Consider the following 18,953-nt stretch of genomic DNA (forward strand, 5'->3'; position numbering starts at 1 on the left):
TCCACCCGCCGATCAGTCTGTGGGCCGAAGACTGCGACGTGCCGCGCCTTTAGCGTCTTTCATCGTCGAGCTCCACGACGGACAGTGCCCGACTGTCAGCCGTGCCCGACAGGCACCGGGGACAGTTCCTGGCCGATCCGGGACGAAAATCCCGACTTTCCCGGGACGACAGCCAATTGATCCTGGGACATCGGGATGCGGAGACTCGATCACGCCGACGAGGTGAGGGGGGCAAAACCTGTCGGCGAAATCCACCGGCTGGGCTGGCTCAGCCGGCAGTTGAGGGCGGCGACGACCGCCCCGAACAACCATGGAGGAAACGGAATGGGCAAGTCCGTGCGTATCGACGACATCCCGGCCGACGGGGTCGAGCTCACCGAGGACGAGCTGGCCAACCTGATCGGCGGTCTCCCGCCGTCGTGGCACCGGTCGTCGAAGACCATCAACATCGACCCCGGCTACACCGACACCGACGAGGACTTCTGATCCCGTCACCGGGTCGAGTCCAGCCGGCCGGTGCCCGCAGCTGAGCAGCGAGTGCCGGCCGGCTGGCCGCTCGACACCGGTCACCGGCAGTTTCCGTCCACGACGCTCGGGCAGGGCGGGCCGCAAGGGACCGCCCCGCGCCGCCGGCAGGAGAAAACAACCGATGATTCTGATCCTGACCCAGGCCGACGACGTGCACGCCGACGCGGCCGAGGCGGAACTGGGCCGCCGCGACGCCCGGTGGCTGCGGTTCGACCCCGCGCAGGTGCCCACCAGAGCGAGCATCGCCGTCCACTTCGCCGACGGGCGCGTACGGCGGACGTTGCACCACGACGGCGGGCAGGTGGACCTCGACGAGGTCAGCGCCGTGTGGTTCCGTCGGCCCGGCCGTCCGGTGCCGCCCGCGCACCTGACCGGGTACCTGGCCGACTTCGTCGCCGGCGAGAGCGCCACCTTCGTGGGCGACGCGTGGGAGACCCTGGACGCGCTGGCCGTGCCGGCGCCCCGCCCGGTGGTCCAACGTGCCCAGTACAAGCTTCGTCAGCTGCAGCTCGCCGCCCAGCTCGGTTTCGAGTTGCCGGAGACCGTCGCGGGCAACCACCCCGACGCGGTCCTCGACCTGTTCAACGCCCACGGCGGGCACCTCATCAGCAAACAGGTCGGTCTGAACAGGCTGGGCGGCGGCCTGGTGCGCTACACCGAGCCGGTACGCCACCGGGACCTGGTGCACGTCGAGGGCATCCGGCAGTGCCCGGTCATCGTCCAGTCGTACGTGCCCAAACGCCTGGAGCTGCGCGTCACGGTGGTCGGTGAGCGGGTCTACGCGGCGGCCATCGACTCGCAGCACGCCCACCACACCCGCTACGACTGGCGTCGCTACGACGACAAGAACAGCCGGATGTGCCCCTGGGACCTGCCCGGGGACGTCGCCGCCCGGTGCGTCGAACTGACCCGGCGACTGGGCCTGCGCTACGGCGCCATCGACCTCGTGCTCACCCCCGACGACCGGTACGTGTTCCTGGAGATCAACCCCAGCGGCCAGTACCTGTGGGTCGAGGACGCCACCGGCCTGCCCATCACGGCCGCGATCGTCGACCTGCTGATGTCGGCGACGGCCACCGCGACAACCGGAGGAAACCCGTGACCAGCACCATCGATTGGACGCCCGTGGAGCAGACGGCGGCACCGGATCCGGCGATGCTCGCCGACGCGGTCGAGACGATGATCCGGCTGTCCGAGGTCGAGGGCGACGGCAGCGGCGACCGGGCCGCCTCGGCCGTGGCCGGGTTGCGTTCCCGGTGGGCCGACGCCCGGCTCGACCTGGTCCACGACCGTGCGGCGGACGGCACGGTCAGCTACGACCTGCTCATCCGCGGCGCCGCCGGCACGGTCTCCGTCGCGTTCAGTCCCGCGCCCGCCCAGCCCTGGCCGCTGCGCGGCGCCATGCACTACACGGAAGGCACCCTGCTCCGGGTCGGGACCACCCGCCTCGGTGTCGGCGAGGGCCTGGGCGCGCTGGACTACCTCTGGGGCGACGCCGAGGTGCTGGCCCGGCTGATCGACACCTGCGTCATCAAGGCGGAACTCGAGCGTGCGCCGATCCCGCTCGACGACGCCCAGATCCAGCACGCCGCTGACGCGTTCCGCCGGGCCAAGGGCCTGCTCGACGCCGAGCGGACCCGCCGGTGGCTCGACGCCGTCGGGCTCGACCAGGACGGCTTCGTCGAGTTGGTCAGGCACACGGCACAGGCCGCCGCCCTGCGGCGGCGCGTGACCGCCGGCCGGATCGGTTCGTGGCTCGCCGAACACCGCGACGAACTGGCCACCCTCTCCGTCGCCTGGATCGCCGCGCTGGAGACGAGTGGACCGGCGCCGGTCCCGGCGGACCGGGCCGCCGCGCTCGCCGCCGTCACGGAAGCGATTCAGCGCGGAGAATCCGCTGGCCTGCTGCGCCTGGCAGCCGTCGACGCTCCCGAGGAGCTGCGGTCGGCCGCCGTCGGCGAGCCCGTCACGACGTGCATCCACGGCACGCCCGCCCACGCCGTCGTCCTCGACCGCCTGCCCGCCGAACTGGACGACGAGACACGCCGGCACGCCGAGCGGGCGGTGTTCGACCAGTGGCTCGCCGACGCGCGCGTCGGCGCCGACATCGAATGGTGCTGGCTCGACGCCGAACGTACGGCCGCGGTAGGGGTCTGATGCGCCACCGCGTACCGGTGATCCTGCAGACCGCGGACTCCGACTGCGGCGTCGCGGCCCTCGCCATGATCCTGGCGGCGCACCGGCGGCCGGTACCCGTCGCGCACCTGCGGGCCGACCTCGACGTCGGCCGCGACGGCCTCAGCATGCGCGACCTGCGCGCGGCGGCCATCGACCACGGCCTGCGCTGCCGGGCCGTCGCGCTGGCCGCCCTGCGCACCCGACCGGAACGCGTCCGCGAGCTCGCCCTGCCGCTGATCGCCCACTGGCGCGGGGACCACTACGTCGTGGTGACACGGGTCCGGCGCGGCCACGTCGACGTGATCGACCCGGGCGTCGGCCGGCGGCGCCTCACCCTCGACGAGTTCGCCGCCGGAGTCACCGGCGCCGTCCTGCTGTTCGCGCCCGACGGCCCGGCGCCGGCGTCGTCGGCCCGGCCGGCCGGCGCCGTCCGCCTGCTCGCCGTGCCGCTGCTGCGCCGCCAGTGGCGACTGCTCGCCCTCCTCGCCGCCGCCTCGGTGCTCATGGCCGTCCTCGGCCTGGCCGTGCCGCTGGCCACCAAGACGATCGTCGACAGCCTCACCCGGCAGGACGCCCCGCACACCGTCTGGTTCGCGGCCGTCGCCGCCCTCGCGCTGGCCATGGGCTCGCTGTCGTTGGCCCGGGGCCTGTGCGTCGCCCTGCTCCAGCGGCGCATCGGCGCGCAGCTGGGCCGGGACGCCGTCGCGCACCTGTTCCGCGCCAGCTACCGGTTCCTGGGACGGCGCTTCGCCGGCGACCTCGTGGACCGGGTCCAGTCGTCGCTCGGGATCCGTCACCTGCTGGCGTCCCAGTTCATCGCCAGCGGGATCGACGCCCTGCTGGCGGCCGGCTACCTGGTCGTCGTGGCGGTCCTCGCCCCGGCCGTCGCCGCGATGACAGCGGTCAGCATGGTCGTGCAACTCGTGGTCGCGGCGTGGCTGTCCCACCGGATCGCCGCGCTGCAACGGGAGGAGCTGCTCGCCAGCGGGGAGCAGGCCGGTCAGCTCAGCGACGCGCTACGCGGGATCGCCACCGTCCGGGCCGTCGGCGCGGAGAATCGCGTCCTGCGACGCTGGTCGCAGGCGTTCGACCGTGGGCTGGACGCCGACCACCGCAAGAGCCGGATGGAGGCCGTGTCGGCGGCGGTGCTGTCCGCCTGGCAGGTCGCCAGCCCGGTCCTAATCCTGCTGGTCGCCGCACGCACCACCACCTCACCCGGCACCGCCGTCGGACTGGCCGCGCTCGCCGGCGCCGCGACCGCCCCGGCGGCCATGCTGGCCATGCGGCTGCCGGCGTTCGCGGTGCTCGCGCCCACCCTCGAACGGCTGGCCGACATCGCCCAGGCCCCGGCGGAGCAGCCCCGACCACGGCCGCCGGCCCCACGACTGACCGGCCGGATCACCCTAGAGGGGGTCGGCTTCCGCTACGACCGGCGCTCGCCGTACGCGCTGCGGGACGTCACGGTGACCATCGAGGCGGGCACGAAGGTGGCGGTGGTCGGCGGCTCCGGCAGTGGCAAGAGCACGGTGGTGTCCCTGTTGACCGGCCTGCACACGGCCACCGAGGGGACGGTGCGCTACGACGGGCACGACGTGGCCGAGGTCGACCTGTCGTCGTTGCGCCGCCAACTGGGAGTCGTGCTCCAGGACCCGTACGTGGGTGCGGGCACCGTCGCGGAGGCGCTCCTGCTCTCCCGCCCGGACGCCACCGCCGCGCAGATCGACCGCGCGCTCGCCCTGGCCGCCATCCGCGACGAGCTGTACGCCCTGCCGATGGGTCTCCAGACACACCTCGGCGACGGCGGCACCGGCCTCTCCGGTGGGCAGCGCCAGCGGCTCGCCCTGGCCAGGGCGCTGCTGGACGAGCCGGCCGTGCTGATCCTCGACGAGGCCACCAGCGCCCTCGACGTCGTCACCGAGGCGGCCGTCGAGCGGAACCTGCGGTCCCTGCCGATGACCCGCGTGGTCATCGCCCACCGGCTCTCCACGGTCGTCGACGCGGATCTGGTGCTCGTGCTCGACGGGGGTCGCCTGGTCGAATGCGGCCCCCCGGCGGAACTCGTCGCCGCCGGTGGCCGGTTCGCCGCCATGGTCGCCGCCTCCGGGGTGCCCGCGCCAGCGATGTCCTGACTCGTAGAGCCGTCCACGGGCAACGTCGGCGATGGACGTCGTCCAGCGCAGCAGGCCGGAAATGGTCTTGCCGGCGCGGATCGAACCCTCAGTGGGGTTGACGAACCCGTCGAGGACACGCCGGCACGCTACCGCCGGGCAGTCGACCGCAGCGACCGGATTGTCCCGACACCTGGGCGCTGGTCCGTGCCGGGCTCAGCGTGAGAGGACGGACCGCGCCCGGAAGCCGCGCGGTGCAGGGCGTCCTGTCCCGTCACGCCGTACCGGTGCGCGAGGAGCACGACCTGCACGCGGTCGCGGGCGTCGAGCTTGGCGAGGATGCTGCGCACGTGCGTCTTGACGGTCGCCAGCGACACCACCAGGCGCTCGGCGATCTCGGTGTTGGTCAGGCCGGCGCCTATCAGGCCCAGGACCTCGCGCTCGCGGGGGCTGAGGGACTGCAGGCGCGGCGGCTCGGGCGTGCTCGGGGCCGCGCGCTCAAGGTATCGGTCGATCATCCGCGCCAGCACCTGCGGCGCCATCGGTGCCTCACCGGCGACGGTCCGCTCGACGGCGCTCACCAGCTGTTGTGCTGACGCGTCCTTGAGCAGGAAACCCGCGGCGCCGGCCGTCAGTGCGTCGTACACATGCCTGTCGAGATCGAAAGTGGTCAGGATGACCACCCGGCAGGGCAGGCCGGCGTCCACGATCCGCCGGGTCGCTTCGAGACCATCGGTGCCGGGCATGCGCACATCCATGAATACGACGTCCGGCTCCAGCTCGGCAGCGAGCGCGACCGCTTCGGCCCCGTCGCCGGCCTCACCGACCACCTCGATGCCGGCCAGTTCCAGGATCAACCGGAGCCCGCTGCGAGCCAGGTCCTGGTCGTCGGCGAGCAGTACGCGTGTCACCGCTGCTCCTTCCCGGCGGCTGGTAGCCATGCGGTCACCTCGAAGCGCCCGTCAACGTGCGCCGCGTCGAGCGTGCCGCCGAGAACGCGTGCGCGCTCCGTCATGCCCGGGATGCCGTGTCCCAGGCCGACGCGGGGCTCGGCCACGGACAGGTTGCCGACCCGCACCCGCACGCCCTCGTCGCGCCATTCCAGGGTGATGTCGACCTTCTCCCCGGGGGCGTGCTTTCCGGCGTTGGTCAGGCATTCCTGCACGATGCGGTTGACCGCGAGCCAGTGTCGTGGGGCATCGACCCAGGGCTCGCCGGTGACGAGGAGGCTGTTGGCGATCCCGAGGCGTGCTGCGCGGTCGGTCAGCTCCGCCAGCCCCCGTCCGTCGGGAGCGACGGCGAGTTCCTCGTCACCGAGGAGGTCGAGGATGGCCCGGAGCTCACGGCTGGCCTTGTGAGCAGTCTCCCGTACCGCTGCGATGGGCCCGGCCGCGCGTTCGGGCGCGAGGGCCAGGGCCTGGGCAGCCGCCTCGGATTGGATCGACATGAGCGTCACCTCGTGCCCGACGACGTCGTGCAACTCGCGGACGATGCGGGCCCGTTCCTCCTCGACGGCCTCGCGGCGGGCCGCCTCCCGCTCGGCCGCGATCCGCTGCTCCGCCTCGCGGTCCTTCGTCACCATGAACCGGCCGACGGCGTAGGGGACGAGCACGATGAGCCAGAAGCCCAGGATGCCGAGCAACGTCTCGGCCCCTGGGATCCTCAGCTCCGCGGCCCGCTGCTGGACGTCGATGTCGAGGACGAGATGGATGAGTCGGTTCTCCGCATGCTCGATCGCCAGCCACCCGAACGTCCCGGTGGTGATGGCCCACGCACAGGCCAGGCAGCCCCTTCGCAGACTCGTGGCCCAGCGGCCCAGGGAGAAGAAGAGCAACACGGCGCACACGTAACCGAGGAACAGGAACGCATCCGTGGGCATCCACCACAGCGAACTGCCCACGACGGCTGCCGCCACGGGACGAGCACGTCGCCACGCCAGCGGAACGACCGAGACGACCGCGAACGCGGGACCGATCCAGGTGCTGTTCGTGAGCCAGAGGCTGCCGATGGGCTGGATCCAGAGGACCTGCACGAGACTCACCGTGAGGAGAGCACCGGTGAGCAGGGCGTCTGAGCGACGCACACCTTTCGTCAGCCCTGCACGGATCGTCACGAGGTAAGGGTAGGACTCATCGGAACCGCAGTCCTCAACCCGCGGGATGAGCCGAACTTCAGCCCCTGATGCCAGGTGGCGGTGGCTCTCGCCGACCTAGCGTCTCGGCGTACCGACCGAAAGGAACGCCATGACCACGACCATCACCGCGCCCACCCGGAACATCGCACTCGTCACCGCCCGAGTGGTCGCCGGCCTGCTCGGCAGCGTCCAGCTCGCGGGGGCCACCTACTTCTTGTTCATCGCCCCCGAGGAGGCTGTCTGGGTGAACCTCTGGCTCGATGTCCCGATCGTGGCTCTCACCCTGTCGGGCATCCTCCTGAAGCTGGGGATCGCCTTCCTGCCGGGACTGTCCGCAGCTCGGCGGATCGGAATGGGCTTCGTGGCGTTCCCGCTCGGGATCGTGCTGACGCTCGTGAAAATTACCGCCTACAGCGAGCAGGAGAGTGTCGTCTTCCTGGTCTTCGACGCTGTGCTGTTCCTGCTCCTGGCGCTCTCCTGGCGGGCCACGAGGCGCTGAAACGACACGATCCCAACAGCATCGCCGCGGCCCGCGTCCACCCGTGGATGGAGTCCTTCGGCTGTTCTGGGACGAAGGGCCGCCCCAAGCAGCGGACGGCCGGGGCGCCCGCAGGTCAACAGGTGGCGCGGCGGCGGCCCGCCTCGGCCTCCCGCCCCGGCCGCCGCTCAGCGCGACAGGATGGCGACGATCTCGGCGTACCCGCGCCGGCGGGCGTGCTCCCGCGCGTCGACGCCGTCCCGGTCGGGCACGTCCACGCGCGCCCCGGCGCCCACCAGGATCTCCGCGATCTGCTGGTACGGCCGGCTGCCGTCGCCGAGGATCACGCACTCCAGCAGCGCGGTCCAGCCGAGGTTGTTGACGTGGTTGACGTCGATGCCGGTGCGGACCACGCGCCGGACGTACTCGACGTGGCCGCGTTCGCTGGCCGGGATGACGGAGATCCCGCCGTAGCGGTTCACGATCGTCAGGTCGGGGTCGGCGGGCAGCAGCACCTCCAGCATCGCCACGCTGCCGGTCACCCCGGTCACCAGCCACGGGGTGTCGTGCTGGTCGTCGAGCGCGTCCGGGTCGGCCCCCGCCTCGACGAGGATCCGGGCGACCTCGACGTGGTCGTTCGCGGCGGCCAGCAGCAGCGGCGTACGCCGTCGGGCGTCGCGGGTCTCGATGTCGGCGCCGGCGGCCAGCGCGGCGCGTACCGCCGTGGGGTCGCCGGCGTCGGCGGCGATGAGCAGGTCCTGGTCGGCGGGGCGGGGCATGGGTTTCTCCGGGGGTGGTGTCGGGGCGGGCCGGGCGCAGCCGGCGGCCGTGGCGAGGGTGAGGGTGAGGGCGAGCAGGGCGCGGCGCTTCATCGGCGGATCAGCTTTCGCTCGACGGCGGCGTGCACCGCCGCGGTCCGCGAGTCGACGCCGAGCTTGGCGTAGATGCGGACCAGGTGGGTCTTGACGGTGGCCTCGCTGATGAAGAGTTGACGGCTGATCTCCTTGTTGGCGAGGCCGCGGGCGAGCAGCGTGAGGATCTCCACCTCGCGGGCGCTGAGCGTGGGCTGCGGGCCGCGCATCCGGCCCATCAGCCGGGCGGCGACCGGCGGGGACAGCACGGTCTGCCCGGCGGCGGCGGCGTGCACGGCGCGGAAGAGTTCGTCGGGCGGGCAGTCCTTGAGCAGGTAGCCGGTCGCGCCGGCCTCGACGGCGCGCATGATGTCCTCGTCGCTGTCGTACGTGGTCAGGATCAGCACGCGCGGCGGTTCCGGCAGGGCGAGCAGGTTGGCGGTGGCCGCGGCGCCGTCGACGCCGTCGCCGAGTTGCAGGTCCATCAGCACCACGTCGGGGCGCAGCGCCGCGGCCTGCCGGAGCGCCTCCCCGGCGGTGGCCGCCTCGGCGACCACCGTCATGTCGGGCCGGCCGCCGAGCAGGGCCCGCAGTCCGGCGCGGACCACCGGGTGGTCGTCGACCAGGATCAGCCGCAGCGGCGTGCTCATCGGGCCTCCCGCAGCGGGAGGCTGACCGCGATCGCGGTGCCCTCGCCGGGTGCGCTCTCGACGGCGACGGTGCCGCCGAGCTGCGTGATCCGCTCCCGGATGCCGGTCAGCCCGAATCCGGTGACGGCAGCGGGGTCGAAGCCGGTTCCGTCGTCGTACACGTCGAGCGTCACCTCCTGGTCGCCGAAGGTCAGTGTCACGGCGGTCCGCCGCGCGCGGGCGTGCTGGCGCACGTTGGCCAGGGCGCCCTGGGCGACCCGCAGCAGGGCCACCTCGTCGTCGACGCCGAGCGGCGCGACGGTCCCCACGACGGCGAACCGGACCGGGATGCCGGTGTCGCGCTCGGTCGCCGCGCACAACCGGCGCAGGGCGTCGGTCAGCGTGGCGCCGTCGAGCGCCGGGGACGCCAGGCCGCGGACGAAGCGGCGGGCCTCGGCCAGGTTCTCCCGGGCGGTCGCCGCGGCCTGCCGCACGTGCGCGCGGGCCTGCCCGGGCTCGGTGTCCCACTCCTGGTCGGCCGCCTGGAGCAGCAGGTTCATGCTGGACAGGCCCTGGGCGAGGGTGTCGTGGATCTCCCGGGACAGCCGGGCGCGTTCCGCCAGCGCCCCGGCCTCGCGCTGGCTGCGGTCCAGCTCGTCGCGCGCGGCCAGGAGGTCGTCGAGCGCGCGCTGCCGGGCCTGGTTCTGCCGGTCGAGTTCGAGGAAGACGACGGTGGTGATGGCGGCGACGCCCACCGGGCCGAGCACCAGGCTGGGGTCGAGCTTGTCGGCCAGCCGGATCTGCGCGACGACGACCGCGCCGGTCAGCAGCCCGACCAGCGGCCAGACCGCGCGGCGCGGTAGCTGGCGCAGGCCGACGAAGAACAGCGGGATCGCCACCAGGGCGAAGCTCGGCGCGGCGAGCACCAGCGCGAGGAAGGCGACGAGCACCGCCGCGAAGCGCGCGCCGGGCGCGCGCCGCCCCAGCTCGTTGATCGCGTACGCGGCCAGCAGCACCCCGGCCAGCGCCAGCACCACGCCGGTGTCGGCGCCCCAGCCGTGGCGCAAGCCGTAGCGGGAGGCGGCGGCGGCGAGCAGGAGCAGGAACCCCCACCGCATCGCCGGGCGCAGCCGGTCCTGCCGTCCCACCGCCCACCTCCGATCAATTGATCTTGACAACTGTCCAGCGTACGGCAGGAACGGGGTGGCCGGTTCAACCATTCGAGGTATCTCGGTTGCATCCGGCGTGCCATGACCGCGCCGCGCGCGGCGGCCAGGCTGGAGACCGTCACCTCGATCCGAAGACCTCAGGGAGCATCGTGATGATCCACAACTTCCGCCGCCGGATGGCGCTCGGCCTGGGCGCCGGCGCCGTGGCCGTGGCCGCCGTCACCGGTGTCGCCGTCACCGCCTCCGCCGCCGAGCCGGTGGCGAAGCCGCAGGCCGCGACCGCCGCGAAGAGCAACGTCGTGGCAAACCCGTCGCTCGACCTCGACGCGGCGCTGCGCGCGGCCGAGGCGACCGTGAAGGCCGCCGAGAAGGGCGGCCACCGGGTCACCGTGGTCGTCCTCGACCGGTCGGGCACCGTGCAGGTGCAGCTCAAGGGCGACGGCGCCGGCCCGCAGACGGCCGAGTCCGCGCACCGCAAGGCGTTCACGGCCGTCTCCTTCGGCCAGCCCACCTCCGCGCTGGCCGGCCGGGTGACCGGGGAGGGCGCCACCCTGCGCGACATCCCGGGGACGCTGTTCCTCGGCGGTGGCGTGCCGGTAAGCGCCGACGGACAGGTCGTCGGGGCCATCGGCGTCGGCGGCGCGCCCTCCGGCGACCTCGACGAGCAGTACGCGAACGCCGGCGCGGCCACCCTGCGCTGAGCGCGGCACCGCCGTAAGGGGGCGGGCCTCCGGGACACCGACCGGAGGCCCGCCCCCTGCGGCGTCGGACGCACGGTGCCCGGTCGGGCACCGGCTGCGGCGGCGGCACCATCCGTTCGCGTGCCGTCGACCCGGCCTGTCGTGAGCCCGCGTTACCGTGGCGACGATGCCGGTCGTCCCCTGGAGGCTCCGCGATGATCGATGAGGTCCACGACCCGGGCGACGACCCTCGGGGCCGGGTGATGGAGCAGCGGATCAGCCTGGTCACCCTCGGCGTCGCCGACGTGGCCCGCGCCCGCGCCTTCTACGAGCGGCTCGGCTGGCGCGGCCAGGAGGTCGAGGAGACCGTCTTCTTCCAGGCCGGCGGGCTGGCGCTGGTGCTGTGGGGCCGCGACAAGCTGGCCGCCGACGCCGGCGTACCCGACGGGAGTGGGTTCGGCGGGATGACGCTGGCACAGAACGTCCGGTCCCGGGGCGAGGTCGACGACCTGCTGGCGGTGGCGGCCGACGCCGGGGCGGAGGTGACCCGGCCGGCACGCGAGACCTTCTACGGCGGCTACGCCGGCTGCTTCGCCGACCCCGACGGGCACGTCTGGGAGATCGCCTGGAACCCCGGCTTCCCCCTCGCCGACGACGGCTCGCTGACCGTCCCCGACTTCGGCCGGGGCGCCGACGAGGTGGAAGCCGGCAACACCCCGGAGTGACCTGGATGGCACGGGCTGTATCGGGGCCCCAGCCTCCCGGACCTTGACCGCCTTCGATCGGGGGCACCGGCCAGATGTCGCACATTGAGAAGCTCAACGGCGAATTCCGTAACCTGCTGGCCGGCGTAGAGCGAGCGCGAGGGTTGGCAGCCGCCGCCGACAGCAGGGCACAGGAAGTCGGCCGCCGGGCCTCGGTGCCGGCTTCACCGCCGGCAGCAGGCACGGCTCGCGTGCGCGACGCGATCAGGGAACTCCAGAACGGGCTGGCAGTCTTCGCCGACTCGATCACCGCGGCGACGATGGCCACCACCGCCACCGCGCCCCACGCCGCCACACCTGAGGAAGCGGTTGCCGTTCTGGAAGCCGTACTGAGCGCGGTCGACAGGGCCCGCGACGCGGCGGTCGAGGCCATCGCCCGGATCGCACGGGCGCAGCAAGTCGTCGCCGTGATCCTTCACGGCGGGCAGCCCGGGCCGCTGCTTGACGCTCTGGAGAGCATCAAGCGGGTCCTGCTACCGGTGGCGCAGCGCACCAACACCGCCCGGCAGTCCGTCGAAACGGCGATCGTCGAAGTGCGCCAGTTCGGGGTCGCCGGAAAACTGATGGAGGTTGGCGCCCCCACACCGACCAGCCCCGTGCCTGCCGCCACCGACGACCCACCGTCGACAGCCGCGACCGGTGGAACCGCCGCCTCCGCTGGGCATGGCCCAACTCCGCCCTGGACCAGGCAGCCCACCGGCGTTGTCGGCGGATCGCCGACGGGACCACGGACCAGGATTCCCCCCCAAGGAGGATGATGAGGTACGGCGCTCACTAGAACTCGAGAACGAGTGCGCCGACACTGTCGCCGGTCGGGGTTATCGGATCCACCAGAACCCCACCAAGCCGGAGATCGCGGCAGCCAGGCTCAGCGCTGGCGACACGGGCAATCCGGAGAAGACCCCTGATTACCTCATCGAAGGCCACGTCTTCGATTGTTACGCTCCCACTCCTCCCAAGGCGGTGCGCGGCATCTGGGCCGCAGTCTCGGAGAAAGTCGAGAAAGGGCAGACTCAACGCGTAGTACTGAACCTGGAGGACTGGAACGGGGACCTCGTCGCCCTACAGAAGCAATTCGACGACTGGCCCGTGCCCGGGCTGAAGGAACTCGTAGCGGTGCAGCGGAGCGGTGTGATCGTGCAAATCGTACGGCGGAACTGAGGGAGTGACTGCGAGGATGGCTGTTGAGTTCCGGTTGACGCTGGCAGGCGAGATCCCCCTCGACGAGGTGGCTGAACTCGCCGCACCGAACGCCGTCGAGTCGCGCACCTTGTCCGGCAACCGCATGCTCACCTCCGCGCTCAACGAGGAACGCGGCTTCGTCGTCGACATCACGTCGGGCAGCCACGGCTACTACGACGCCGAGGACGACGACGGCTCGCTGTGGGTGTGGGAGCCGGAAACGTACGTCGACATCGACTTCTACATGCGCAAGGACGTCCTGGCCGACAAGGGGATCCCCAACGTGCTGGCGACCACTGCTCGGGTCCTGGATGAACGAAGCGAGGACGCGGCCCTCGTGTTCAACCACAACCTGCTGCTGCTGACCCGCGTCGCGGGGAGGTTGAGCAAACACCGGCCGACGTGGTGGAGCCACCATGAGGCGGACGATGAGATCGTCCGGCCGTAGCCGCCGCAACCGGGCGGAGGGAATGGGCCCACACCGCCGCAGGCAGCACGCGCACGGTCGCGGCCGGGTCGGCGGCAGTCAGGAGGCGGCGACCCGGCGGGGGTACGCCCCAGCCTCCCGCGCCCACTGCTCCGCCGCCACCGCGAGGGCCCCGGCGGAGACCGTGAGCGTCAGCGGGTAGACCGCGCTGAGCGGCTGCCGCCGCATCCACGGCGGCAGCGACTCGTACGAGAACTCGACGGTCAGCGCCAGCCGGCGGCGGCGCAGCACCCGCGTACGGAAGGCCAGGTTCGGCTCGGTGAAGCGCACCACCGCCAAGGGTTCCGCCGGGTCGCCGGTCGTCTCGGCCTGCTGCCGCAGCCAGCCCGCCAGCGCGTACGCCTCGGACACCGTCAGGCAGGGCGTGTAGTGCGACCACGCCTGCCCGTCGGCGGTGCGGGCGTCGGTCTCGACGAGCAGCCAGTCGTCCCAGTCCGCCGCCTCGTCCGGGTCGTCCGGCGGCTCGACTCCCGGCTGGTAGCCCACCGGCCGGATCCTCACCCGGGCGCCGTCGTCGGAGCGGATCTCCATGGCCCCATCATGGCCGAACCGGGAGCGCGGGCGGGCGGGATATTCCGCAGGTCAGGGGCATCCCCGGGTCAGCGCACCGGGTCGTGGGTGCCGCGCGGCACGTCGGGACGGCAGCGGCGCACCCGGTCGGCGGCCATCCGCCCGCCGACGGCCAGCCCGTACCGCTCCACGGCGGCCAGCCCGTACGCGCTGCACGTGGGGGTGTAGCGGCACTGCCCCGGCCAGCGGTGCGACAGCCAGCGCCGGTAGCCGAGGATCGCGGCCCGGCCGGCCCGGTCCACCAGCGGCGCTCGCCCGGGGGCAGCGGCCAGCGGCGCCCGCCCGGCGGGAGCGGCCGTGGGTGCCGGCGGCCGGCCGGGCGCGACGAGCCGGGCGAGCAGCGCGCCGAGGGTGAGCAGCGTGGAGAAGAGCCCGAAGTTGCAGCTGGGCACGTCGCAGTTGGGCACGTCGCAACTGCACCCGCCACAGTAGTCGCGCTTCTTCTTGCGGTGCCGGTCGTGCTTGTCGTTGATCACGGGGAACATCATGCGAAGGGCGCGCCACCCCCGGACCCTCGGGCGGCGCTCGGGGTGGCGGGTCGGGGGCCGACGCGGGAAGTCCCGGATGGAGCGCGGCCGGTCAGGCCGCGACGCTGGGTGGATGACTGACACCGATGCCCGGACGTCGACGAGACTCGTGCCGGCGGCCGCCGTCGGCGGCCCGGCACTCCTGCTGCTCTACGGTCTGCTCCGCCTGGTCGACGGCCTCGACGGCGACCGGGGCGACGGCTGGGCGTGGGACGTCGGCCACACCTTCTTCCTCGTCGGGATCCTGCTGTTCGGCGCGCTGGTCGTCGGGCTGCGCCGGCTGCTGCTGGCCGTCGCGCCCCGGCAACGGGTCCTCACCGAGGCGGCGGCCGTGCTGGGGCTGGTCGGGGTGGCCGCGTTCGTGTGGGTGGTCCTCGGCGACCTGTTCCCCGGGCTGGCCGATGCCGCCGCGCTGCCCGACCCGGCCATGGTGCTGGGGCCGCTGCTGTTCCAGGTCGGCATCCTCACCCTGCTGGTGCGGGCGGGAACCACGCGACCCCGGCTGCTGCCGGCGTGGGTGCCGGTGCCGGTGCTGCTCGGGTTCGTGGGGATCGCCGTGGACCTGGACCTGCTGCCCCTCGCAGCCGCGGTGATCCTCGCCGGCCTGCTCCCCCTGCAACGCCTGCGCTGAGCGGCCCTCCTCGGGCCTGCTGCCTCCTGCGGTGCCTGAGCTGAGCGGCGGGGCCGTACCGCAGGCCGCGTCACACCCGCCGCCGGGGTCAGCTCCAGACCGTGCGGCGCACCCCGTCGTGCTCGGCGCAGGCGTCGCGCCGCCCGCCGGTGAGGCTGACCGAGCCGTCGCGGCACTGCACCAGGTAGCCCCGCCCGGCCCAGAACTCGGGGACGCAGTCGAACCAGTCGCAGATGCCCACGGCCGGCTTGCGGATGCGGTTGCCGCCGCAGAAGTCGTACCCCATCGGGTTGGCGGGGGCGCCGCACCGCCGCTCCCGGGCGGGCGTCGGCGAGGGCGACGTGGTGTCGCGGCGCGGCGCGGACACCCTCGCCGCCTTCGGCGGGGCGACGGGCGGCGCGGTCTTCGGGGCGGCGGTGCCGCTGGGCGCGGGGGTGGCCGCGACGGCGACCTCGGAGCCGGTCGGGTCGGCGGGGTCGGTGTCGAGCAGCGCGGCGGGCACCAGCAGGGCGATGCCGGCGGCGACGGCCACGGTGCGCCGGCCGCCGGGCACGAACGCGAAGGGCCGGGCCTGCCCGGGGGTGGCGACCGTCGGCCGGAACGGCTTGAGCTGCGCGTGCTCGGCGATCGCCTCGTCGATCTGGTCGAGCACCGCGCCGCGCTGCTCGATGGCGTCGGCGAAGGCCAGCGCCAGCTTGAACCGGAAGTCGGCGGCGACGTCGGCGGGGAGCATCAGCCCGGAGGTGCGCCGCCGGTCCAGCACCTGCATCAGGGTGACCGGCGCGTGCGGGTCGTGGGCCAGGCCGGTCATCTTCCCGTACGCCCAGTCGCGCCGGCCGCGCCCGCCGAGCAGCACGAGCCGGCGGTTGGTGATCACCGCCATCCCGGCGTCGGCGACGCGGACGCCGTCGGGCCTGCGAGCGCGCAGCGGGGCGGTCTCCGGGGCGATTGTCAGGTCCGGCGCGGGCAGCACGGCGGTGTGCCGGACCTCCACCAGTTGCGCGGCCGGCAGCACCCAGAAGACCACCTCGTCGGGGGCCAGTTCCAGGGGCAGCCCCGCGCCCGCGGCGGTCGAGCCGTGGAACTCCTCGGCGAGGGTATGCAGGCGGCGCAGTTCGTCGTCGCGTCGTCGCCATGCCTGCTCGGCGCCGCGGAACTCGCGCCGCAGTCGTTCGTTCTGCCGGTGCGCCCACCGGTACCGCCACGTGGAACCCGTCGATTCAGTCCTTGCCACGCCGACTCCTTCGCCGCGCAGGCCACCAACCGGGGTGTCATCGGTGTCAACGGTGACAACGGCCGGCGCGGACACGACGCAACGGGGCAAAATGGCCGATCGGCGGACCAAATCGGACGATAGGCGGGTTTCGCCGGGCCGAACCGCACCCGTCGGGCGTGTCGCCGGACGGGCGCGGCCGACCCCCGACCACGCGCCCGCCGGATCCGCGTGATCCGGCGGGCGCGAGGCGCGGCGCGGGGACGGGTCAGTGGCGGCGGCCCTCCCCCACCCGATAGGTGCGCAGGTTGGGGTCGGCCTTGATCTGCGCCTCCGTGTACTTGATGGTGTCCCAGCCCTTGCCCGAGTAGAGCCGGGTCTGGTCGCCGTACCAGGGGGAGTTCGGGTTGCTCGACTGCGAGTAGGTGAGGATCTGCCGCCCCGACGGGCCGTCCCGGCCCAGCTCGACGGCCATCACGAACGACGAGCCGTGCACCACCTTGGGGTAGCCGACGCCGGGCGCCAGCGGGCTGATGATCATGTTGAAGACGCCGGCCTCGGCGCGCCCGCCGTGGATCGGGATGCGCCCGTCGCCGCGCGGCTCGGTCTGGACGTCGCCGAGGCGCGCGTCGAGCGGGATGCCGGCGAGCCTGCGGACCGCGTCGGCGAGCGCGGTGAGCACGCGCGGGTCGGCGGTGTTCAGCCGGCTCGGCGTACGCACCGGGTCGGCGGCGTCGAACGCGTCGGCGAAGCGGATGCCGCCGGACAGGGCGAACTCGGTGAACAGGTGCGCACCCCGGCTGTCCAGGTCGACGCGCAGGTCCCAGCCCTTCAGCGCCGCGCAGGCGTCGCGCAGGTCGACCGTGGTCCCGTCCGAGGCGGTCGCGGTGGGGCGCGCGGTGCACAGCGCCACCAGATCGTCGCGGACGAGTTCGCCGCCGTACGCGCGGTTGCCGAAGACGGTCTGCCAGAGCCGGGACGTGGTGTAGCCCCGTGCCGGCAGCCCGTCGGTGCCGGCGAGCCGCCCCCGCACCTGCTCCACGCCGAGCCGGGTGCGCAGGCTGCGCTCGGTGCGCTCGGTGCCGATGATGCGCGGGTAGCCCTCCAGCGGCGCCTCCGGGTTGGCCAGCCAGTGGCTGTCGTTGGAGTTGGTCACGTAGTCGGCGCGGATGCGGACCGGCAGGTTGGCCGGGCCGAGGATGCCGGGCACGGCCGCGTCGGGGTCCCGGCCGAGCGCGCAGGCCGACCGGGAGCCGTCGAGGACGGCCTGGCCGCTGGCGGCGTAGAGCGGCTGGAACGGCGCGGGGATGCAGGCGGCGGCCAGCTCGTGGGTGACGCGGGGCACCACCGAGTGGTCGGCGTAGAGCGCCTCGCCGCGGGCGTCGGCGGCGATCACGTTCACCCAGGGCAGGAACTGGTGCCGGTCGAGCACCTGCTTCAGCTCCCGCACCGTCTTCGCCCGGCCCATCTGGAGCCAGCCGTCGAACGCGCGGTTGTTGTTCGCGTTGGCGTCGGTGATCGCGTACGCGCTGCTGGCGGTCCAGTCGAACGTGCCGGGGACCACGACCACCGGGCCGAAGTGGGTGTCGTGGAAGGTGCGGCTGACCGGCACCGTCGCGCCGCCCGGGCCGGGCACCCGCACGGTGACGGTGCGGGTGGTCATCTTCCGGGGCCGACCGTCCACGTAGTACGAGGTGGGGTCGCCGGGAACCAGCGCGAGCCGGTGCCAGACGAAGCGGCGGGCGGTGGAGACGGTGTGGCTCCAGGCGAGGGTGCGGTTGTGCCCGATCTCGACGATCGGGTCGCCGACCAGCGCCGCGCCCTCCACGTCGTAGCGGCCGGGGACCTTGAGGTGCATCCGGTAGAAGCGCTCGGCGCCCTCCCACGGGAAGTGCGGGTTGGCCAGCACCATCCCGCCGCCGTGCGTGGTGGCCTGCGCGCCCAGCCCGTACGCGTTGCTGCCCACCCCGGCGGGCGCGCCGTCGGCGGAGGCGACCACCGCCGCCGCGCCCGGCGCGTCCAGGGCGGCGGCCGGGCCGGTCGCCGTCGGCGGGGCGGCGGCGGCGATCCCGTCGAGCACCGCCCGCGAGCTGGCCCGGACCATGCTGGCCCAGCTCGCGCGCCAGACGTCCAGCTCGGTCAGCGGGCGCACCCACGGCTTCGCCCGGCACGCCGGGTCGGTGAGGTTCGCCGCGCCGGTGCGGCGCAGGTAGTGGTTGTAGCCGGCGACGAAGCCGCGGATCTGGTCGCGGACCTCGTCCGACGGGGAGTGCACGCCGTCGCGCGGCCCCTGGAGCAGCCGCTCGGCGGTGCGCTCGTCGATGGCCTTGCGGAAGAACAGGTCGCTGCGCACGTTCGCGTCCGTCGGGCCGGTCGCGCCGAAGAAGCGGGACCGCTCGGCGCTGACCGTGACCATCTTCTCGGCGATGACGCAGATGTTGTCCTCGGCCTGCACGTAACCGACGCCGAAGCCGAGGGAGGCGAAGTCGCGGGCGGTGATGTGCGGGACGCCGTACGACGCCCGGCGGATCTCCGCCGAGTAGCCGCCGTCGCCGTGCTGCGCGGCGGCCGGCGGGACGCCGGTGACCACCGTGGTGAGGACCGTGGCGAGTGCGGTGAGCACCGCGCCGGCCGGCTTCAGCCTCATCCTGTTTCCTCCCCGTCGGAGTGAACGTGCAGAACATTCACGCTGATCGGCATTCTGGTGCCGCGGGGCGGCCCGGGGAAGGGCTGATCGTGGACTGCCTGTTCCCCCTGCGGGGCGTCGGGACGCTCGGTAACGTCAGCGGCAGCCGGTGTCACCGTGCGTACGGCGAGGGGGTGG

At 73.4% G+C, this 18,953-nt stretch carries 20 protein-coding genes; 11 read left to right on the top strand and 9 right to left on the bottom strand.

Going from position 1 to position 18,953, the window contains the following annotated elements:
* Positions 1-324: 324 nt before the first annotated feature.
* From ABZ793_RS10390 to ABZ793_RS10405, 4 genes are all read left to right on the top strand, one after another.
* Positions 325-486 carry a putative ATP-grasp target RiPP gene (locus tag ABZ793_RS10390; protein WP_357454953.1) on the top strand — a complete coding sequence of 54 codons (162 nt, stop codon included), beginning with the start codon at positions 325-327 and terminating at the stop codon, positions 484-486.
* Positions 487-649: 163 nt separating this feature from the next.
* A complete protein-coding gene (locus ABZ793_RS10395; protein WP_357454956.1) occupies positions 650-1,630 on the top strand; it encodes an MvdC/MvdD family ATP grasp protein in 981 nt (326 codons plus the stop codon).
* The gene (locus ABZ793_RS10400; RefSeq protein ID WP_357454959.1) at positions 1,627-2,685 is read left to right on the top strand and encodes a TIGR04500 family putative peptide maturation system protein; all 1,059 of its coding nucleotides are present in this window, start codon (positions 1,627-1,629) and stop codon (positions 2,683-2,685) included. The genes ABZ793_RS10395 and ABZ793_RS10400 overlap by 4 nt, the downstream gene beginning before the upstream one ends.
* A gap of 17 nt (positions 2,686-2,702) precedes the next feature.
* Positions 2,703-4,835, top strand: coding sequence for a peptidase domain-containing ABC transporter (locus tag ABZ793_RS10405; protein WP_357454962.1), 2,133 nt, complete (start codon positions 2,703-2,705; stop codon positions 4,833-4,835).
* 128 nt (positions 4,836-4,963) lie between these two features.
* Here ABZ793_RS10405 and ABZ793_RS10410 read toward each other — a convergent pair whose 3' ends face one another.
* Both ABZ793_RS10410 and ABZ793_RS10415 read right to left on the bottom strand, forming a co-directional pair.
* Positions 4,964-5,725 (bottom strand): response regulator transcription factor, encoded by a 762-nt coding sequence (locus tag ABZ793_RS10410; RefSeq protein ID WP_357454965.1) that lies wholly within the window; start codon positions 5,723-5,725, stop codon positions 4,964-4,966.
* Complete coding sequence (locus ABZ793_RS10415; RefSeq protein ID WP_357454968.1) at positions 5,722-6,927, bottom strand: histidine kinase; 1,206 nt, start codon at positions 6,925-6,927, stop codon at positions 5,722-5,724. The genes ABZ793_RS10410 and ABZ793_RS10415 overlap by 4 nt, the downstream gene beginning before the upstream one ends.
* A 130-nt stretch (positions 6,928-7,057) precedes the next feature.
* On the opposite strand from ABZ793_RS10415, the gene ABZ793_RS10420 reads away from it, so the two are divergent.
* Positions 7,058-7,447 carry a hypothetical protein gene (locus tag ABZ793_RS10420; protein ID WP_357454971.1) on the top strand — a complete coding sequence of 130 codons (390 nt, stop codon included), beginning with the start codon at positions 7,058-7,060 and terminating at the stop codon, positions 7,445-7,447.
* Positions 7,448-7,614: 167 nt separating this feature from the next.
* Here ABZ793_RS10420 and ABZ793_RS10425 read toward each other — a convergent pair whose 3' ends face one another.
* Genes ABZ793_RS10425 through ABZ793_RS10435 form a run of 3 tightly spaced genes read right to left on the bottom strand, consistent with a single transcriptional unit; the run spans position 7,615 to position 10,054 of the window.
* Complete coding sequence (locus tag ABZ793_RS10425) at positions 7,615-8,298, bottom strand: ankyrin repeat domain-containing protein (protein WP_357454974.1); 684 nt, start codon at positions 8,296-8,298, stop codon at positions 7,615-7,617.
* A complete protein-coding gene (locus ABZ793_RS10430) occupies positions 8,295-8,927 on the bottom strand; it encodes a response regulator transcription factor (RefSeq protein ID WP_357454977.1) in 633 nt (210 codons plus the stop codon). The genes ABZ793_RS10425 and ABZ793_RS10430 overlap by 4 nt, the downstream gene beginning before the upstream one ends.
* Positions 8,924-10,054 (bottom strand): sensor histidine kinase, encoded by a 1,131-nt coding sequence (locus ABZ793_RS10435; RefSeq protein ID WP_357454980.1) that lies wholly within the window; start codon positions 10,052-10,054, stop codon positions 8,924-8,926. The genes ABZ793_RS10430 and ABZ793_RS10435 overlap by 4 nt, the downstream gene beginning before the upstream one ends.
* A 173-nt stretch (positions 10,055-10,227) precedes the next feature.
* On the opposite strand from ABZ793_RS10435, the gene ABZ793_RS10440 reads away from it, so the two are divergent.
* From ABZ793_RS10440 to ABZ793_RS10460, 5 genes are all read left to right on the top strand, one after another.
* Positions 10,228-10,776, top strand: coding sequence for a heme-binding protein (locus ABZ793_RS10440; RefSeq protein WP_357454982.1), 549 nt, complete (start codon positions 10,228-10,230; stop codon positions 10,774-10,776).
* Positions 10,777-10,970: 194 nt separating this feature from the next.
* Positions 10,971-11,480 (top strand): VOC family protein, encoded by a 510-nt coding sequence (locus ABZ793_RS10445; RefSeq protein WP_357454985.1) that lies wholly within the window; start codon positions 10,971-10,973, stop codon positions 11,478-11,480.
* A gap of 74 nt (positions 11,481-11,554) precedes the next feature.
* Positions 11,555-12,277 (top strand): DUF6244 family protein, encoded by a 723-nt coding sequence (locus ABZ793_RS10450; RefSeq protein WP_357454988.1) that lies wholly within the window; start codon positions 11,555-11,557, stop codon positions 12,275-12,277.
* A complete protein-coding gene (locus ABZ793_RS10455; RefSeq protein ID WP_357454991.1) occupies positions 12,222-12,680 on the top strand; it encodes a hypothetical protein in 459 nt (152 codons plus the stop codon). Before ABZ793_RS10450 ends, ABZ793_RS10455 begins: the two co-directional genes overlap by 56 nt.
* A 16-nt stretch (positions 12,681-12,696) precedes the next feature.
* Complete coding sequence (locus ABZ793_RS10460; protein WP_357454994.1) at positions 12,697-13,149, top strand: SitI3 family protein; 453 nt, start codon at positions 12,697-12,699, stop codon at positions 13,147-13,149.
* A gap of 78 nt (positions 13,150-13,227) precedes the next feature.
* Here ABZ793_RS10460 and ABZ793_RS10465 read toward each other — a convergent pair whose 3' ends face one another.
* The gene (locus ABZ793_RS10465) at positions 13,228-13,719 is read right to left on the bottom strand and encodes a hypothetical protein (protein WP_357454997.1); all 492 of its coding nucleotides are present in this window, start codon (positions 13,717-13,719) and stop codon (positions 13,228-13,230) included.
* A gap of 68 nt (positions 13,720-13,787) precedes the next feature.
* Positions 13,788-14,243 carry a membrane protein insertion efficiency factor YidD gene (yidD, locus tag ABZ793_RS10470; RefSeq protein WP_357455000.1) on the bottom strand — a complete coding sequence of 152 codons (456 nt, stop codon included), beginning with the start codon at positions 14,241-14,243 and terminating at the stop codon, positions 13,788-13,790.
* 115 nt (positions 14,244-14,358) lie between these two features.
* On the opposite strand from yidD, the gene ABZ793_RS10475 reads away from it, so the two are divergent.
* A complete protein-coding gene (locus tag ABZ793_RS10475) occupies positions 14,359-14,916 on the top strand; it encodes a hypothetical protein (RefSeq protein ID WP_357455003.1) in 558 nt (185 codons plus the stop codon).
* A gap of 88 nt (positions 14,917-15,004) precedes the next feature.
* Here ABZ793_RS10475 and ABZ793_RS10480 read toward each other — a convergent pair whose 3' ends face one another.
* On the bottom strand, positions 15,005-16,150 hold the full coding sequence (locus ABZ793_RS10480; RefSeq protein WP_357455006.1) for a hypothetical protein: 1,146 nt from the start codon (positions 16,148-16,150) through the stop codon (positions 15,005-15,007).
* Positions 16,151-16,397: 247 nt separating this feature from the next.
* The gene (locus ABZ793_RS10485; protein WP_357455009.1) at positions 16,398-18,776 is read right to left on the bottom strand and encodes an acylase; all 2,379 of its coding nucleotides are present in this window, start codon (positions 18,774-18,776) and stop codon (positions 16,398-16,400) included.
* Positions 18,777-18,953: the final 177 nt, after the last annotated feature.

The organism is Micromonospora sp. NPDC047465 (assembly GCF_040643125.1).
In the GTDB taxonomy this organism is placed as follows: Bacteria; Actinomycetota; Actinomycetes; order Mycobacteriales; family Micromonosporaceae; genus Micromonospora.

Excerpts from the sequence above, each read along its gene's own strand:
- yidD (WP_357455000.1), bottom strand. The coding sequence starts at position 14,243 with ATGTTCCCCGTGATCAACGACAAGCACGACCGGCACCGCAAGAAGAAG.
- ABZ793_RS10450 (WP_357454988.1), top strand. The coding sequence starts at position 11,555 with ATGTCGCACATTGAGAAGCTCAACGGCGAATTCCGTAACCTGCTGGCC.
- ABZ793_RS10445 (WP_357454985.1), top strand. The coding sequence starts at position 10,971 with ATGATCGATGAGGTCCACGACCCGGGCGACGACCCTCGGGGCCGGGTG.
- ABZ793_RS10465 (WP_357454997.1), bottom strand. The coding sequence starts at position 13,719 with ATGGAGATCCGCTCCGACGACGGCGCCCGGGTGAGGATCCGGCCGGTG.
- ABZ793_RS10485 (WP_357455009.1), bottom strand. The coding sequence starts at position 18,776 with ATGAGGCTGAAGCCGGCCGGCGCGGTGCTCACCGCACTCGCCACGGTC.
- ABZ793_RS10430 (WP_357454977.1), bottom strand. The coding sequence starts at position 8,927 with ATGAGCACGCCGCTGCGGCTGATCCTGGTCGACGACCACCCGGTGGTC.
- ABZ793_RS10395 (WP_357454956.1), top strand. The coding sequence starts at position 650 with ATGATTCTGATCCTGACCCAGGCCGACGACGTGCACGCCGACGCGGCC.
- ABZ793_RS10425 (WP_357454974.1), bottom strand. The coding sequence starts at position 8,298 with ATGAAGCGCCGCGCCCTGCTCGCCCTCACCCTCACCCTCGCCACGGCC.
- ABZ793_RS10440 (WP_357454982.1), top strand. The coding sequence starts at position 10,228 with ATGATCCACAACTTCCGCCGCCGGATGGCGCTCGGCCTGGGCGCCGGC.
- ABZ793_RS10475 (WP_357455003.1), top strand. The coding sequence starts at position 14,359 with ATGACTGACACCGATGCCCGGACGTCGACGAGACTCGTGCCGGCGGCC.
- ABZ793_RS10460 (WP_357454994.1), top strand. The coding sequence starts at position 12,697 with ATGGCTGTTGAGTTCCGGTTGACGCTGGCAGGCGAGATCCCCCTCGAC.
- ABZ793_RS10390 (WP_357454953.1), top strand. The coding sequence starts at position 325 with ATGGGCAAGTCCGTGCGTATCGACGACATCCCGGCCGACGGGGTCGAG.
- ABZ793_RS10420 (WP_357454971.1), top strand. The coding sequence starts at position 7,058 with ATGACCACGACCATCACCGCGCCCACCCGGAACATCGCACTCGTCACC.